The sequence below is a fragment of the Stenotrophomonas maltophilia group sp. Smal13 genome, assembly GCF_030236855.1.
Classification (GTDB): domain Bacteria; phylum Pseudomonadota; class Gammaproteobacteria; order Xanthomonadales; family Xanthomonadaceae; genus Stenotrophomonas; species Stenotrophomonas maltophilia_A.
Genome location: NZ_JASJSQ010000112.1, coordinates 1 through 14,996, shown reverse-complemented (window position 1 = coordinate 14,996; position 14,996 = coordinate 1). Strand labels below are relative to the sequence as shown.

Below are 14,996 nucleotides of genomic sequence, written 5' to 3'. Positions count from 1 at the left end.
GCTGACACCCCGCACTCCGACACCGCCCCACCTCCGACAGATTCCGTGTGCTGTGGGTAGGTGTCGACCTTGGTCGACACATCTGTCAGATATCGAAATGAATCTGGGGTCAGATCCGGTTTCCTCCGGAAAACAGATCTGACCCCAAGGCCGTTCCATCAGATCGCGGAAAACTGTCGAAGGCGGGGTGGGTCCGGTTGCGGGGGCGTCAGCGCCATGGATGGCGCGACCGAGCCTACAGGGATGTATTTACGGCGTCCCCCGCAACCGGACCCACCCCGCCAACCCACGGATAGCCAGCTTCTGCTGTTGCTGTTGCTGTTGCTGTCGAGGCTGCCGGCCAGCGGCCGGCACTACCGCGGGTGCAGGGCAGCAAGCCCTGCCGAACAACCCTCAACCCTCGCAGTTGGCGAACACGTCGCGGTCGCGCTCGTACAGCGAGGTCTTTACCTGCATCAGGCCCAGTACCGACGGGAACAGGTTGTCGTGGTCGGTGTAGGCCGCCGAACGCTTGCGCACGCACTGCAGGTCCAGCCCGCGGCTGCTGGCGAAGCCCTGCGAGAACCACATCGTCATCGGTACCCGCGTCTGCTCGGCCGGGGCGATGGCGTAGGGCACGCCATGCAGGAACAGGCCCTTCTCGCCCAGCGACTCGCCGTGGTCGGACAGGTAGATCATCGCCGTGTCGTAGTCCTGCATGCCCTGCAGCGTGCCGATGGTCTTGGTCAGGAAGTGATCGGTGTACAGCACGGCGTTGTCGTAACTGTTGGTGATCTCTTCGCGCGAGCAGCGGCCGATGTCGCGGGTATCGCAGGTGGGGGTGAAGCGGCGGAACGCGGGCGGGTAGCGCTCGAAGTAGGCCGGGCCGTGGTTGCCCAGCTGATGCAGCACCACCACCCGGTCGCCGGGCTTTGCACGTACCTGGGTGGCCAGGTCCTGCAGCAGGATTTCGTCCATGCAGCGGCCGTCAGCGCACAGGCCCGGGGTGGTCGCATCGGACAATGACTGGAAGTCCAGGCCTTCGCACACGCCCTTGCAGCCGGACTGGTTGTCACGCCACAGCGGCGCGATACCGGCACGGTTCAATACGTGCAGCAGCGACTGGTGCGCGCGGATCTTCTTCTCGTCGTAGTCGTGCCGGCCCCATGGCGAGAACAGGCACGGCAGTGAAACCTCGGTGCTGGTGCCGCACGAGTGCATGTCCGGGAAATTGATCACGCTGGCCTGCGCCAGTTCCGGGGTGGTGTTGCGGCCACCGTTGAGCCCCCAGTTCTGCGCGCGCACGGTCTCGCCCATGACGATCACCAGCAGGCGCGGCTTGCTGGCCGGCGCGCGCGGGGTGGCCTTGGCATCGGTGCCGATCGGCAGCTTCGGTGCGCGCTGCACCGGGTTGTCGCCACGCAGTGCACGCGGCATGCCCAGCAGCACATTGGCCGGGGTGGCGAGGTAACGCACTTCGCGCTGGTTGCGCATCAGTGCCGAGACATCCTGGAACGAGATCAATGCGCCGCCCATCGCGGTCACTGCCGCCACGACCAGGAAGCCGAAGCGCCAGAGCAGGCTGCGGCCCCAGCTGCGGCGGCGCAGCTGCACGCGCCACAGCACCGCCATCGGCAGCACTGCCAGCAACAACACCGGCCACAGCAGCGACACGGTCATCAGCTCGCGGCTTTCCTTGGGATCGGTCGCCAGCACGTTGCGCAGCATGTCCGCATCCAGGTAGATGTGGTAACGGCTCATGTAGTGCGCAGCGAATGCGGTCACCAGCAGCAACAGGCTGATCACCACCTTGGCGTTCCAGCGCCAGACCAGGATGCCCAGCAGCACGCCGTGCGCACCGAGCAGCAACAGCAGCAGCGACAGCGCGTAGCGCAGGCTGCCCGGATGGCTGGCCATCGCGCTGTGCCAGAACAGGCCATTGCCTGCCACTGCGAAGAACAGGCTGGTCAGTGCGATCAGTGCTTCGGTGGACAGCTGCGGCCGCCAGCGGCGAAGGTTCGCCAACGCGGGAAGGCGGGCGGGGCGTTGGACCGATGCACTCATGCGTTTGCCTCCTGGCGGTGGGGACGGTCCAGCTGACGGCGGGCCAGGACGCGTTTGACGATCAGATACAGGCCCAGCGAAAGCAGCCAGCAGATCAACGCAGTAGCAACGTCATGCGAAAGGAAATGCGCGCCCCGCAGCTGCTGGCTCACGCCGAATACCAGGCCGGTGCCAAGGCCGATCCACAACCCGGCCCAGCGCCATGAAGGGCGCCACAGCAAGGCGAAAAAGTACAGGGACAACCATGCATAGCCCGCGCTGGCGTGGCCGGCCGGGAAGCAGGCCTGTGCGGCCATGCCTGCGGGGCGTGCCGTGAAAAGCCCGATGAACGGCTGGTGGCCACCGTAGCGCAGCAGGTCCCAGGGGCATTCCATCGGCACCAGCGACTTCAGCAGGGAGATCACACCGGTGCCCAGGGCCATGGCAATCACGACATAAAGCAGCGCCCACCGCAGGGTGCGATCGCGACCCTTTCGCCAGTGGTGGAAGCACAGCAGGATCGCCACGAGCGCAGCAGCCGTGCTCAGCCACTTGCCGGCCTTGTGCACCACCGTGCGGGTGACCCAGGCGTCCTGTAGCGCCCAATGGCCACCCTCAAGGCGGAACAGGTGATCGGCCACCCATTGGTCGCCGCCGAAACCCATCAGCAGCGTAAACACGGGCAGACCGATTGCGACAGGCAGCCAGAGGTGAGTTACGGCGAATTTTGACGCCAGTGGCGATGTCGCAAGCGGCGCTACCGAATCAAGGGGACGGACGGGCATGCTGGGAAAGGGCGGGTCGGGAATCCGCGGCCATGCTCGTCACCTGGATGTCGGAGAAGGGTCGGACGCTCGTTCGTGCCGGGTTAATGCTTGTCCGGCACGTGTCAGCGTTCAGTCTTCTTCGGCGGTCGCGCCGGCCCGTTCGGCGTGGCATTCCGCGTCCCACGCGGTACCGGGAAGCAGTTGCCAGCGATTCCTGTTGGCAATACCGATATCGATCACCTTGCCCGGGTCCACGCACGGGCTCATCGCATCGTCCAGCACCAGCAGCCAGCGCTTGCCCGGTGCCTCGGCCAGCCACGGGCCGGCGTCGTGCCACTGCTCGGCCCAGGGCCGCTTGAAGCCGAACTCGCGCACCGGCCGGTCGGCCTGCAACAGGTTCTGCTCGCGCCAGGCCACCAGCGCCAGTTCGGCGTCGGGTCCGATCCGCGCGCCCACCCGGCGCATGAGTGCCGACGCCGAAGCGAAGGGGTCCAGTGCAGGCATCAGCACCAGGCCGTAGAGCATCCACAGCATGCCGTGGGTCAGCAGTACCAGCGTCGCGGCACGGCGTACCCGCAGCCACACGATCAGCGTGGCCAGGGCAATGGCGAAGGTCAGCAGGCCATCGCCCAGCACCGGCAGCAACGTCTCAGGCATGGCGCGGCGTTGCAGTTGCGCCAACGCCCATGGGTGCTCGGTCATCAGCATCACGCCGAGTACGCCGGTGGCCAGCATCAGCACCACGCTGTAGCCGAACAGGTAGCGGCGCACGCACACGCGGCGCAGCAGGCCGGGCAGCAGCGGCGCCACGGCCAGTGCCATCGCCGGCAGCATCGGCAGCAGGTACACCTCGCGCTTGCCCGGGCTGGCACTGAAGAACACCAGTACCAGTACGGCCCAGCCCAGCAGCAGCCACTGGCGGCGATCGCCACGACGGATGCGGCGCCACCACGGCTTGAACAGCATCGGCAGCAGCAGGCTGCCCGGCAGCCACAGGGTCAGGATCACCTGCAGGTAGTACCAGGCCGGCTGCCGGTGGTGCCAGGCATTGGCGTAGCGGGTGCCGGTCTGCTTGAACAACAGCTCGTGCGCGTAGGCCTGCAGTTCGGCGCTGGGCGTATGCAGCAGGGCCCAGCCCAGCGGCGCCAGCCACACGCCCACGCCCAGCAGGAACGCCGGGATCAACCACAGCAGCGTTGCCGGGTGCGGACCCTCCACACGGTGCCCGCGACGGCGCTGGTACAGCCACCAGCCGAACCAGGGCAGCACCAGCAGCAGCGGCAGGAAACCCACGCCCTTGGTCACCGTGCCGACACCGGCGGCGAAACCGGCCAGCCACAGCGCGGGCAAGTTGCGACGTTCGCACAGGTGCCGCATCAAGCCCCACAGGGCGACGGTGGTCATCCCCACCAGCACCATGTCGATCTGCGCACGCTTGGCCATCAGCCCGAACTGCAGGGTGCAGAACAGCGCCGCGAGGGCATAGATGGAATGCCGCGGCGACCACAGCCGCCGTGCCAGATCCGACACCAGCCACAGACTCAGCAGGGCGCCCAGCAATGACGGCAGCAGGAACGACCATTGCCAGCTGCCGACCACCTCGTAGGCGGCCGCCTGCAGCCACATGAACACCGGTGGTTTCTCGGCATACAGCTCGCTGCCACGATGCGGCAGCAGCCATTGCCCGCTCTCGACCATGGTCCGCGCGGCCAGCACGAAGCGCGGCTCGTCCGGCGGCTGCGGCTGCCGAAGGCCGATGCCCGCTGCCAATGCAGCAATGATCAGCAGCCACAACAGGGGCAGGCGCCAACGGCGGGGCAGGGCTACGGGCACGGCAGGCTCCGGGAGCAAAACGGCCATTCTGAGGTGGCAGGGGTGGGAAAAGCGTCAGAAGGGGGCGGGACGACCGCATTCCGACATGGGCGGCGCTACCATGGTACGAACTTCCGTGGATGTTTCGTGCATGCGTCTGTTGGTGATCGAGGACAACCGCCAGCTGGTGGCCAACCTGTTCGACTATTTCGAGTCGCGCGGGCATGTGCTGGACGTGGCCCCGGATGGCATCACCGGCCTGCACCTGGCCGGCAGCCACCCCTACGATGCGGTGATCCTGGACTGGATGCTGCCGCGCATGGAGGGACCGGAAGTGCTGCGCCGGCTGCGTGCCGAGCACGCGTCGGAGGTGCCGGTGATCATGCTGACCGCGCGCGATGAACTGCCGGACAAGATCGCCGGTTTCCGCGCCGGTGCCGACGACTACCTGACCAAGCCGTTCGCCCTGCCCGAGCTGGAGGTGCGGCTGGAAGCGCTGCTGCTGCGTGCGCAGGGCCGCAACCCGCGCAAGCGCCTGCAGGTGGGCGACCTGGTGCTGGACCTGGCGACGCTGGAGGCCCAGCGTGAGGGCCAGGTGCTGCACCTGTACCCGGCCTGCCGCAAACTGCTGGAAGTGCTGATGCGGGCCAGCCCGGGTGCGGTGACGCGACAGCAGCTGGAGTTCGCCCTGTGGGGCGACGAGCCGCCGGATGGCGACCTGCTGCGTTCGCATGTCTACGAGTTGCGTCGCAGCGTTGACGGTCCGTTTGCCGAGAAGCTGATCCACACCCTGCCGCGTGTGGGTTACCGGTTGGCGGTAGTGGAGGGTGCCGACGCCGGCAGGAATGCTGATGAGGGCGCGTAAGCCGGGGCCGTTGTACCGGCGCGTGGTGTGGTGGTTGCTGGGCTATCTGGCGCTGCTGTCGATCGCGGTGTTCAGCGTCGGCAACTACGTGCACGAGCACGCCGAGCATGCTGCCTGGCGCGCGCTGCTCAACTCCGAGCTCGACAGCATCGTCGAGCATGTCGAGCACGAACCGCACTATCGCTGGCAGGATTCGGACACGCTGAGCCTGTACCGCTTCGACGCGGTCAACCTTCCCGATAGCCTGCGTACCCTGCATCCAGGGCTGCACGACGGCGTAATGGTCAAGGGCCGCGAGACGGCGGTGATGGTGCGTGAAACCCAGTCGATGGGACGGGTCGCGCTGGTACTGGACATCTCCGACTTCCATGACCTGGAACAGTTCGCCACGCGCTGGGTGATGCTGGCCGGGGTGATCATGATCTTCGTTACTGTGCTGATGGCTTCGTTCGGCATGGAGCGGATGGTGCGTCCGCTGAGCCTGCTGGCACAACACATCGCCGCGCTCAGGCCGGGCGTGCAGGGGCAGCGCATCGAGGTCGACCCGCGCGGCAGCTCAGAGCTGCACACCATTGCCAATGCGCTGAACGATTACCTGGACCGCAACGAGCAGTTCGTCGAACGCGAGCGGGTCTTCATCAGCACCGCCAGCCATGAATTGCGCACGCCGATCGCGGTGATGACCGGTGCCGCCGAACTGGCGCTGGAGCAACCGGGCCTGCCCGAGCGCGCGCGCCAGCAGATGCAGCGGGTACTGCGCACCGCGCAGAGCGTGGAGCAGCTGATCGAACTGCTGCTGGTGCTGGCGCGTGATCCGGCGCGACTGGCGGCGCGTGCCGAGCGCATCGCGCTGGACCAGCTGCTGCCGGAGATCGTCGACGACCATCGCCACCTGCTGGGCGACAAGGACCTGAGCATCGGCATCCAGGCCGCACCGGTGGACATCGTCGCGCCGCTGGCGGTGGTGCAGGCAGCGATCGGCAACCTGCTGCGCAACGCCATCGAGAACAGTGGCCGTGGCCACATCGAATTGCGCCTGAGTTCGTCGGCGGTGCTGACCCTGCAGGACCCGGGACATGGCATGAGCCCGGAAGAGATCGCGGCGATCCATGCGCGGATGGCCCGTGGCGAACGCGCCGATCGTGGCGGCGGCATCGGACTGGATCTGATCGCGCGGCTGTGCGAGCACCTGGGCTGGACCCTGCAGTTGCAGCCCTGCGAGCCGCGTGGCACGCGTGTCACGCTTGATTTCGGTGCCTCGCGACCGCGCTGATCCGGCCGTTCGTGTAAATGCCAACCTTGGTTGGCATGCCGTTCGTCGACCAAGGTCGACGCCTACCCAGGCGGTGGCTGTCCGTGTTCTGGTAGGTGCCAGCCCTGGTTGGCATGCCCCGGCGGTGGCTGGCCGTGCTCTGGTAGATGCCAACCTTGGTTGGCATGCCGTTCGTCGACCAAGGTCGACGCCCACCCAGGCAATGGCTGTCCGCCTCAATGCCCGTTCGGTCGCGCCACGTGCTGGTCGATCAGGATCACGTTGCCGTCGGGATCGGCCAACTGCAGGTAGCCGGTCCCCTGGCCATCAGGATCGGTGCGGACCGCCAGTTCGATGTCCCTGGCATCCAGCTCTGCCTGCAGCTCACGCACATCCTGGAAGTGGGGCAGTTCCTGCTTGTGCTGGTCCCAGCCGGGGTTGAAGGTCAGCAGGTTGCCCTCGAACATGCCCTGGAACAGCCCGATCACCGTGCCGTTGCTGCGCATCACCAGCCAGTTCTGTGCCGGATCGCCGCCGGTGACCGAGAAGCCCAGGGCTTCGTAGAAGGCACGGGAGGCCGCGAGATCCTTCACCGAGAGGCTGATCGAAAAGGCACCAAGCTGCATGGGTGGGCTCCCTGACGGGATGGGGGGTGTCGGCACTGCAGCATGACCGGGCGTGAAGACAATGTTAATCTCGATCTGCGCCGCCTTATGCGGCGCTTTTTTTTCTCCGCTCTTTCGATCGACAGAGGATCCCATGCCGACCGAACCCGCTACTGCCCTGATCAGCAACGACATCGTTGGACTGGGCCTGATTGCCGCCACCCTGGCCCTGATCTTCTGGGCCGCCAGTGGTCCAACCCCGCTGCTGAAGAAGATCTTCGCCTGGGTGCCGGCCCTGCTGCTGTGCTATTTCATCCCCGCCATCTACAACACCGCCGGTGTCATCGATGGCCACAACACCTCGCTGTACAACCCGGTCGCGCGTGACGTGCTGCTGCCGGCCGCGCTGGTCCTGCTGACCCTGTCGATCGACCTGAAAGGCGTCATCAAGCTCGGCCCGAAACTGCTGATCGTGTTCTGTGCCGGTACGGCCGGCATCATGCTCGGCGCCATCGTCTCGTTCCAGCTGATGAAGCTGATCCATCCGGAAACCGTGGCCGGTGATACCTGGGCCGGCATGGCGGCGCTGGCCGGCAGCTGGATCGGTGGCGGTGCCAACATGGTCGCCATGCGCGAAGTGTTCGGCACCGATGCCACCACCTTCGGCCAGTTCGCGGTGGTCGACGTGGCCTGCGCCAGCCTGTGGATGGCCATCCTGTTGTTCCTGGCCAACCGCGCACAGCAGATCGACACCCGCAACGGTGCCGATACCCGTGCCATCGACGAGATGAAGGCGCGCATCAGTGCCTACGAGGCACAGAACGCGCGCATTCCGAGCATGACCGACCTGATGGTGATCGTCGGCGTGGCACTGGGCGGCGTCGGCCTGGCCCACGCCATCGCCGCGCCGCTGTCGGGCTGGTTCAAGGCCAACGTCAGCTGGGCCAGCCAGTTCAGCCTGGACAGCCAGTTCGTGTGGGTGATCCTGCTGTCCACCGCGATGGGCCTGGGCCTGAGCTTCACCCGCGCGCGGCGGCTGGAAGCGGCCGGTGCGTCGCGGCTGGGCACGGTGTTCCTGTACTTCCTGATCGCCTGCATCGGCATGCAGATGAACCTGCTGTCGCTGCTGGATCGGCCGTGGCTGTTCCTGCTCGGTGCGATCTGGATGGCCACCCACGTGCTGGTGCTGTGGATCGTTGCCAAGCTGCTGCGCGCGCCGCTGTTCTTCTTCGCGATCGGTTCGCAGGGCAACATCGGTGCGGCGGCTTCGGCGCCGGTGGTGGCCGCGGCATTCCACCCCACGCTGGCACCGGTGGGCGTGCTGCTGGGCACGGTGGGCTATGCCACCGGCACCGGCCTGGCCTACGTCACCGGTTTGATCCTGAAGTGGATGGCCAACGGCTGAGTTCGGACCGCCCTGGCGTCATGCTTCCGTAGATCCACGCCATGCGTGGATGCATTTCATGGGTATCCATGAACAAGGAAGGGGTCAGATCTGTTTCCCGGAGGAAACGGATCTGACCCCGGACTCAACTCGATATCTGCCAGGTTTCATCCACGCATGGCGTGGATCTACTGAACGTATCGAAGCCAATCCTCAACAGCAGCGGCCACCATTGCGCCCGCCGTAACGCGCTTCCTGGCGCTCTCGGAAGAACGTCTTGTAGTCCATCGGCTCCTGGTCCGGATGCTTTTCCAGCATGTGCCGGACGTAGTTGTCGTAATCAGGAATGCCACAGCACAGTCGTGCGGTCTGCACCAGGCGCCGCCAGATGCGGCGGTGCGCCTGGTACTGGCCGGCGGGAACCAGTTGCGTGCTCATCACAGATCCACCATTTCATGCGGCTTGAGCGCCACGTACGGGGTTTCGCGGTCAGTGCGCTGCGGATTGCGGCGGGCCGCGAGGATGGTCTTGATCGAATACACCAGCACTGCGCCCACCACCAGCAGGAACAGCGCGGTCAGGCCAGTGTTGACGTAGGCGTTGACCACGATCTGCTTCATCTGCGCCACCGATTTGGCCGGTGCGGTGATCGTGTCGCTGGCGAGCGCGGCCTGGAACTTGTGTGCCTGTGCCAGGAAGCCCTGCGCCGGGTTGCTGTCGAAGATCTTGATGAAGCCGGCGTAGGTGGTGCAGATCAGCAGCCACACTGCCGGTACTGCGGTAACCCACGCATAGCGGTCACGCTTCATCTTGAACAGCACCACCGTGCCCAGCATCAACGCGATGCCGGCCAGCATCTGGTTGGAGATGCCGAACAGCGGCCACAGCGTCTGGATGCCGCCGAACGGATCCACCACGCCGGTGTAGAGCAGGTAGCCCCACAGCGCCACGCAGCCGGCGGTACCGATGATGTTGGCGGTCCACGATTCGGTCTTCTTCAGGGCCGGCACGAAGTTGCCCAGCAGGTCCTGCAGCATGAAGCGGCCCGCACGGGTACCGGCGTCCACCGCGGTGAGGATGAACAGCGCTTCGAACAGGATCGCGAAGTGGTACCAGAACGCCATCATCGCGTCGCTGCCACTGGGAATCGCTTCGTGCAGGATCTGCGCGATGCCTACCGCAAGTGTTGGCGCGCCACCTGCACGATGCAGGATGGTCGGTTCACCAATGGCCGCCGCGGTCGCGGTCAGCTGCTCGGGGGTGATGGTGAAGCCCCAGGTGTTGGTGATGTAGTGCGCGGCCGACGCGGCATCGGCACCGATCACCGCCGCCGGGCTGTTCATCGCGAAGTAGATGCCCGGATCGATGATCGAGGCCGCCACCAGCGCCATCACCGCGACGAACGATTCCATCAGCATGCCGCCGTAGCCGATGTAGCGCATGTGCGCTTCATTGGCCAGCAGCTTCGGCGTGGTGCCGGAGGAAATCAACGCATGGAAGCCGGAGACCGCACCGCAGGCGATGGTGATGAACAGGAACGGGAACATGCCGCCCTTCCACACCGGGCCATCGCCGCTGGCGGCGAACTGGGTCAGCGCCGGCATCTTCAGTTCCGGCATCACCACCAGGATGCCGATGGCCAGCGCGATGATGGTGCCGATCTTGAGGAAGGTCGACAGGTAATCACGTGGGGCCAGCAGCAGCCACACCGGCAGCACCGAGGCGACGAAGCCGTAGCCGATCAGCATCCAGGTGATCTGGGTGCCGGTGAAGGTGAACGCCGGGCCCAAGACCGGGTCGGCGGCGACCTTGCCGCCGTACCAGATCGCGGCGAGCAGCAGGATCAGGCCAACCACCGAGATCTCGCCGATCTTGCCGGGGCGGATGTAGCGCATGTACACGCCCATCAGGATCGCGATGGGCATCGTCGCGATCACCGTGAACATACCCCACGGGCTTTCGGCCAGCGCCTTGACCACCACCATCGCCAGCACTGCCAGGATGATGATCATGATCAGGAACGCACCGAACAGCGCGATGGTGCCGGGCACCTGGCCCATCTCTTCTCTTACCAGGTCACCCAGCGAGCGGCCATTGCGGCGGCTGGACAGGAACAGGACCATGAAGTCCTGCACCGCACCGGCCAACACCACGCCCACCACCAGCCACAGCAGGCCAGGCAGGTAGCCCATCTGCGCGGCCAGGACCGGGCCGACCAGCGGGCCGGCGCCGGCAATGGCGGCGAAGTGGTGGCCGAACAGCACGTGCTTGTTGGTCGGCACGTAGTCCAGGCCATCGTTGTTGATCACCGCCGGGGTGGCCCGGGTCGGATCCAGCTGCATCACCTTGTTGGCGATGAACAGGCTGTAGAAGCGATAGGCGACGAGGTACAGCGACACCGCCGCGACGACGATCCACAGGGCATTGATGTGTTCGCCGCGGCGCAGCGCCACGGTGCCCAGACAGAACGCGCCGAGCAGAGCGAGTACCGCCCAGCCCAGTTTGGAAAACCCTTTCATGAGGTGCTCTCTCCCGGAAAGACAGACAAAGAGTCCTGCTTGCCCACGACAGGGTCAATTGGCACAGGACGAATCGGCGGTAGTACTTTGGTCGTACGGCGGCTGCGCTGACGTGCAGCGAACATCAGGGATGGAACAATCGGTTGCGGAGCCATCCATTGGCGTACGGCCGTGTGGCGTCCATCTTCAGTGGCACCCATCCAACAGGAGTCGCCATGAGCTTTCCCGAACCGGTCCGCGTACTGCGCACCATCCGTGGCATGCCCACCTCCGACGGTGCCGGCGTGCGCCTGACCCGCGTCATCGGCGGCCCGACGCTGCCCGACCTGGATCCGTTCCTGCTGCTTGATGAGTTCGGTACCGACCGTGCCGAAGACTACATCGCCGGCTTCCCGGAACACCCGCACCGTGGTTTCGAGACCGTCACCTACATGCTCGACGGACGCATGCGGCATCGCGACAACCACGGCAACGAAGGCCTGCTGACACCGGGCAGCGTGCAGTGGATGACCGCCGGCCGCGGCCTGGTGCATTCGGAGATGCCCGAGCAGGAAAGCGGGCAGATGCGCGGGTTCCAGCTGTGGGTGAACCTGCCGGCGAAGGAGAAGATGACCGAGCCGAAGTATCAGGAATTCGCACCCGAGCGCATTCCCGTGGTGCACCCGGAGCCGGGCGTGGAGGTGAAGGTGATTGCCGGCAGCGTGGACGGCACCGATGGCCCGATCGTGCAGCCGGCCACCCATCCGCTCTACCTCGACATCACGCTGGCGCCCGACCGGGCCTGGACCTATGCGCTGCCGGAGGGGCACAACGCGTTCGCCTACGTGTTCGAAGGTGCGATGACCGTGGGTGAGCAGGACGCCGCGCGTGACGTGGCGCGCCAGGAACTGGCGGTGCTGGGCGGTGGCGAGCAGTTGCACCTCTCGGCCGGCAGCGAAGGTGCGCGGTTGATCCTGGTGGCCGGCCGTCCGCTGCGCGAACCGGTGATGCGCCACGGGCCGTTCGTGATGAACACGCGGCAGGAACTGATGCAGGCCTTCGTCGATTTCCAGGAAGGCAAGTTCTGAGGGAGTGCCGGCCGCTGGCCGGCAGCAGCCTCGGACAAAGGCGGATCGGGGTGCCGGCCAGCGGCCGGCACTACCGTCGGATCGGCTCGCATTGCGGGGATGCTGCCAGGCAGTCATCCCCGTCACCTTCAGCGCCCCGCGGCCACGGCCGACGGGGTCAGGCTCATGCCCTGCGCCAGCTGCTGCAGCGAGCCCAGTTCCTGCGCGCTGTCCGGATACAGCGAAATCTGCGCGTAACGCCCTTTGTCGAGCTTGACCACACTGATGCGACGCTCGGCATAGCCGGGCGGCTGCTGGCCACCCAGATCGGGCTGGTACCAGTACAGCGATTCACCGCCGAAGCTGCCCTTTTCCTGGCGCAGCGAGCGGTTCAATGGAAGGTTGGGATCGCGCGCACTGAGCATCAGGCTCAGTACCTCGCGGCCATCGCCGGTGCTGGCGCGGCAGACCAGGAAATCGGCCTGTGCCTGCTGTTGCCACTGCAGGCCGCTGCTGGCCGGCAATGAAGGACATTCGGTGGGAGCCTGCGCGGCGGCCTGGGCCACCGCGAACAGCAGGCTCGACAACACTACAGGCGTGAACTTCATGCATCCCCCAAGGTGGTGTGTCGTTGGCTCCGCCGGATGGACCGGCAGCCTTGGCATCCCATCCCCGGATGCCGCCCCGGCCGGCATGTGCACGGACGGTCAACTCAACCTTAACGGAACGTGAGCGATCGCACAAATCGCGGTTACACGCGTAACCATTGCGGCCGATGGTCGGCCGCAATGGTCCGCACAGGCCTCAGCGGTCGTTGCCGATCCACTTGTAGATGATGCCGCCGATCGCGCCGCCCAGCAGCGGGGCGACCCAGAACAGCCACAGCTGGCTGACCGCGCCGCTGCCGGCGAAGAAGGCCACCGCCGTGGAACGGGCCGGGTTCACCGAGGTGTTGGTGACCGGGATGCTGATCAGGTGGATCAGGGTCAGCGACAGGCCGATCGCCAGCGGGGCGAACCCGGCCGGTGCCTTGCCGTGGGTGGCGCCCATGATCACGATCAGGAACACGGCGGTCAGCACCACTTCGCACAGGAAGGCCGCGGCCACGCTGTAGCCGCCGGGGGACAGCGCGCCGTAGCCGTTGCTGGCGAATGCACCGGCCTGGCTGCCATCAATGGCGAAGCCGCTGGCGCCCGATGCGATCTGCAGCAGGATGAAGCCGGCCAGCAGGCCGCCGGCGACCTGGGCGATGATGTACGGAATCAGGTCCTTGGTCGGGAAACGACCGCCGGCCCACAGGCCGACACTGACCGCCGGATTGAAGTGCGCGCCGGAGATATGGCCGAACGCATAGGCGCCGGTCACCACGGTCAGGCCGAAGGCCAGCGCAACGCCGAGGAAACCGATACCCAGCGGATTGCCGTCACCGCCGAACTTGGCGGCCAGCACGGCACTGCCACAGCCACCCAGAACCAGCCAGAACGTGCCGAGGAACTCGGCGGACAAGCGTTTACCCATGCTCATGTGTTGCACTCCTTTGACGGTCGAAAGTGTGATTTATGTCACATTTCAATGATCAGCGGGTGACTGTAGTGTCAACGCCGGGTGCAGGGATACACCTTCGGATGTGTGCAACACGCGATGTTCAGTACTGCGGCAGCGGGATGAATTCCTTGTCGTCGCCCGGGATGGTGCCGAAGCGGCCGGCCTCCCAGTCGTGCTTGGCCTGTTCGATACGTTCCTTCGAGCTGGACACGAAGTTCCACCACAGGTGACGCGGGCCATCCAGCGGCTCGCCACCGAACAACATCGCCTTCACCGGCGTCTTCGCGCGCAGGCGGCCACGCGCACCAGCCTCGGGGATCACTAGGTGCTGGGCAGGGATGTCCACGCCATCCAGCTGCGCGTCGCCTTCGAGGATGTACAGCGCGCGCTCGCGGTGGCCGTTGTCGATATCGATTTCCGCATCCGGGTCGAGGTCGATCGCCACGTTGAGCGTATCGGCGAACACCTTCACCGGCGATTCCTCGCCATAGGCGCGGCCGGCGATCACGCGCAGCCAGGCGCCGTTGCGGCGCTGCTCGGGCAGGGTGGCAGCGGCGTGGTGGTAGAACGCCGGCTCGATTTCCTCATGCGATTTCGGCAGCGCCACCCAGGTCTGCATGCCGTGGATCGGGTTGTCGTGATCGCGGTCAGGTTGCGGCGTGCGCTCGGAATGGGCGATGCCGCGGCCGGCGGTCATCCAGTTGACGTCACCGGGACGGATCACCTGGTCCGAACCCAGCGTGTCGCGGTGGCCGATCGCGCCCGACCACAGATAGGTGACGGTGGCCAGGCCGATATGCGGATGCGGGCGCACGTCGATGGCCGTGCCGGGATGCATGAGTGCCGGGCCCATCTGGTCGACGAACACGAACGAGCCGATGCTGCGCGCCTGCAGGGTGGGGACCGCGCGACGGACTTCGAGTCCGCCGATGTCGTGCACGCGCGGGGCGATGATGGTGGTCATGCGGGCGTTCTCGCTGGCAGGGATCAGATGGTCAGCATCGCATGCAGCTGTGACGGGCACATGCCCCGTATGGGTAACAGGTTGTTCCAGCCAACGGCGCAGCCCCTCGTGGCTGTGGGTTGGTCGCTGAAGGCAGAAGCAAGATCAAAAGCTGCGCTTGGCCGGGCGGGTGGGTGGCGCAGGGGACGCTGCAAGTACGTCCATGTAAGCTCGAT

Annotated in this window: 13 protein-coding genes; 4 read left to right on the top strand and 9 right to left on the bottom strand. The window is 66.0% G+C overall.

Translation table 11 applies throughout. The features are described from left to right. Nucleotides 1-393: 393 nt before the first annotated feature. From QRO95_RS22875 to QRO95_RS22865, 3 genes are all read right to left on the bottom strand, one after another. Complete coding sequence (locus tag QRO95_RS22875) at nucleotides 394-2,043, bottom strand: phosphoethanolamine transferase (RefSeq protein WP_285303558.1); 1,650 nt, start codon at nucleotides 2,041-2,043, stop codon at nucleotides 394-396. Next, nucleotides 2,040-2,807: a phosphatase PAP2 family protein gene (locus QRO95_RS22870; RefSeq protein WP_071229549.1), complete on the bottom strand. Its 768-nt coding sequence runs from the start codon at nucleotides 2,805-2,807 to the stop codon at nucleotides 2,040-2,042. The genes QRO95_RS22875 and QRO95_RS22870 overlap by 4 nt, the downstream gene beginning before the upstream one ends. A 111-nt stretch (nucleotides 2,808-2,918) precedes the next feature. After that, on the bottom strand, nucleotides 2,919-4,622 hold the full coding sequence (locus QRO95_RS22865) for a glycosyltransferase family 39 protein (protein ID WP_285303557.1): 1,704 nt from the start codon (nucleotides 4,620-4,622) through the stop codon (nucleotides 2,919-2,921). 130 nt (nucleotides 4,623-4,752) lie between these two features. Here QRO95_RS22865 and QRO95_RS22860 point away from each other — a divergent pair, with 130 nt between their 5' ends. Both QRO95_RS22860 and QRO95_RS22855 read left to right on the top strand, forming a co-directional pair. Beyond that, complete coding sequence (locus QRO95_RS22860) at nucleotides 4,753-5,466, top strand: response regulator transcription factor (protein WP_032129861.1); 714 nt, start codon at nucleotides 4,753-4,755, stop codon at nucleotides 5,464-5,466. Next, nucleotides 5,453-6,739: a HAMP domain-containing sensor histidine kinase gene (locus tag QRO95_RS22855; RefSeq protein ID WP_049461542.1), complete on the top strand. Its 1,287-nt coding sequence runs from the start codon at nucleotides 5,453-5,455 to the stop codon at nucleotides 6,737-6,739. The genes QRO95_RS22860 and QRO95_RS22855 overlap by 14 nt, the downstream gene beginning before the upstream one ends. Nucleotides 6,740-6,954: 215 nt before the next feature. Here QRO95_RS22855 and QRO95_RS22850 read toward each other — a convergent pair whose 3' ends face one another. Continuing rightward, nucleotides 6,955-7,344 carry a VOC family protein gene (locus tag QRO95_RS22850; protein ID WP_285303556.1) on the bottom strand — a complete coding sequence of 130 codons (390 nt, stop codon included), beginning with the start codon at nucleotides 7,342-7,344 and terminating at the stop codon, nucleotides 6,955-6,957. A 133-nt stretch (nucleotides 7,345-7,477) separates the two neighbouring features. Between QRO95_RS22850 and QRO95_RS22845 the strand changes: the two genes are divergently transcribed. Continuing rightward, nucleotides 7,478-8,728, top strand: a complete 1,251-nt coding sequence (locus tag QRO95_RS22845) for a DUF819 domain-containing protein (RefSeq protein WP_285303555.1) — start codon at nucleotides 7,478-7,480, stop codon at nucleotides 8,726-8,728. Between the two features lie 192 nt (nucleotides 8,729-8,920). Here the strand turns inward: QRO95_RS22845 and QRO95_RS22840 are convergent, their stop codons facing one another. Together QRO95_RS22840 and QRO95_RS22835 are read right to left on the bottom strand one after the other, a co-directional pair. Beyond that, on the bottom strand, nucleotides 8,921-9,145 hold the full coding sequence (locus QRO95_RS22840; protein WP_005410613.1) for a YbdD/YjiX family protein: 225 nt from the start codon (nucleotides 9,143-9,145) through the stop codon (nucleotides 8,921-8,923). After that, nucleotides 9,145-11,226 (bottom strand): carbon starvation CstA family protein, encoded by a 2,082-nt coding sequence (locus QRO95_RS22835; protein ID WP_285303554.1) that lies wholly within the window; start codon nucleotides 11,224-11,226, stop codon nucleotides 9,145-9,147. Before QRO95_RS22835 ends, QRO95_RS22840 begins: the two co-directional genes overlap by 1 nt. 215 nt (nucleotides 11,227-11,441) lie before the next feature. Between QRO95_RS22835 and QRO95_RS22830 the strand changes: the two genes are divergently transcribed. Further along, a complete protein-coding gene (locus QRO95_RS22830; protein WP_285303553.1) occupies nucleotides 11,442-12,293 on the top strand; it encodes a pirin family protein in 852 nt (283 codons plus the stop codon). Between the two features lie 128 nt (nucleotides 12,294-12,421). Here QRO95_RS22830 and QRO95_RS22825 read toward each other — a convergent pair whose 3' ends face one another. The 3 genes from QRO95_RS22825 to QRO95_RS22815 all read right to left on the bottom strand — a co-directional run bounded on the left by QRO95_RS22825 (nucleotide 12,422) and on the right by QRO95_RS22815 (nucleotide 14,781). Next, the gene (locus tag QRO95_RS22825; RefSeq protein ID WP_285303552.1) at nucleotides 12,422-12,880 is read right to left on the bottom strand and encodes a hypothetical protein; all 459 of its coding nucleotides are present in this window, start codon (nucleotides 12,878-12,880) and stop codon (nucleotides 12,422-12,424) included. 196 nt (nucleotides 12,881-13,076) lie between these two features. Next, nucleotides 13,077-13,796: an aquaporin Z gene (gene aqpZ, locus QRO95_RS22820; protein ID WP_032129854.1), complete on the bottom strand. Its 720-nt coding sequence runs from the start codon at nucleotides 13,794-13,796 to the stop codon at nucleotides 13,077-13,079. 121 nt (nucleotides 13,797-13,917) lie between these two features. After that, nucleotides 13,918-14,781: a pirin family protein gene (locus QRO95_RS22815; protein WP_032129853.1), complete on the bottom strand. Its 864-nt coding sequence runs from the start codon at nucleotides 14,779-14,781 to the stop codon at nucleotides 13,918-13,920. Nucleotides 14,782-14,996: the final 215 nt, after the last annotated feature.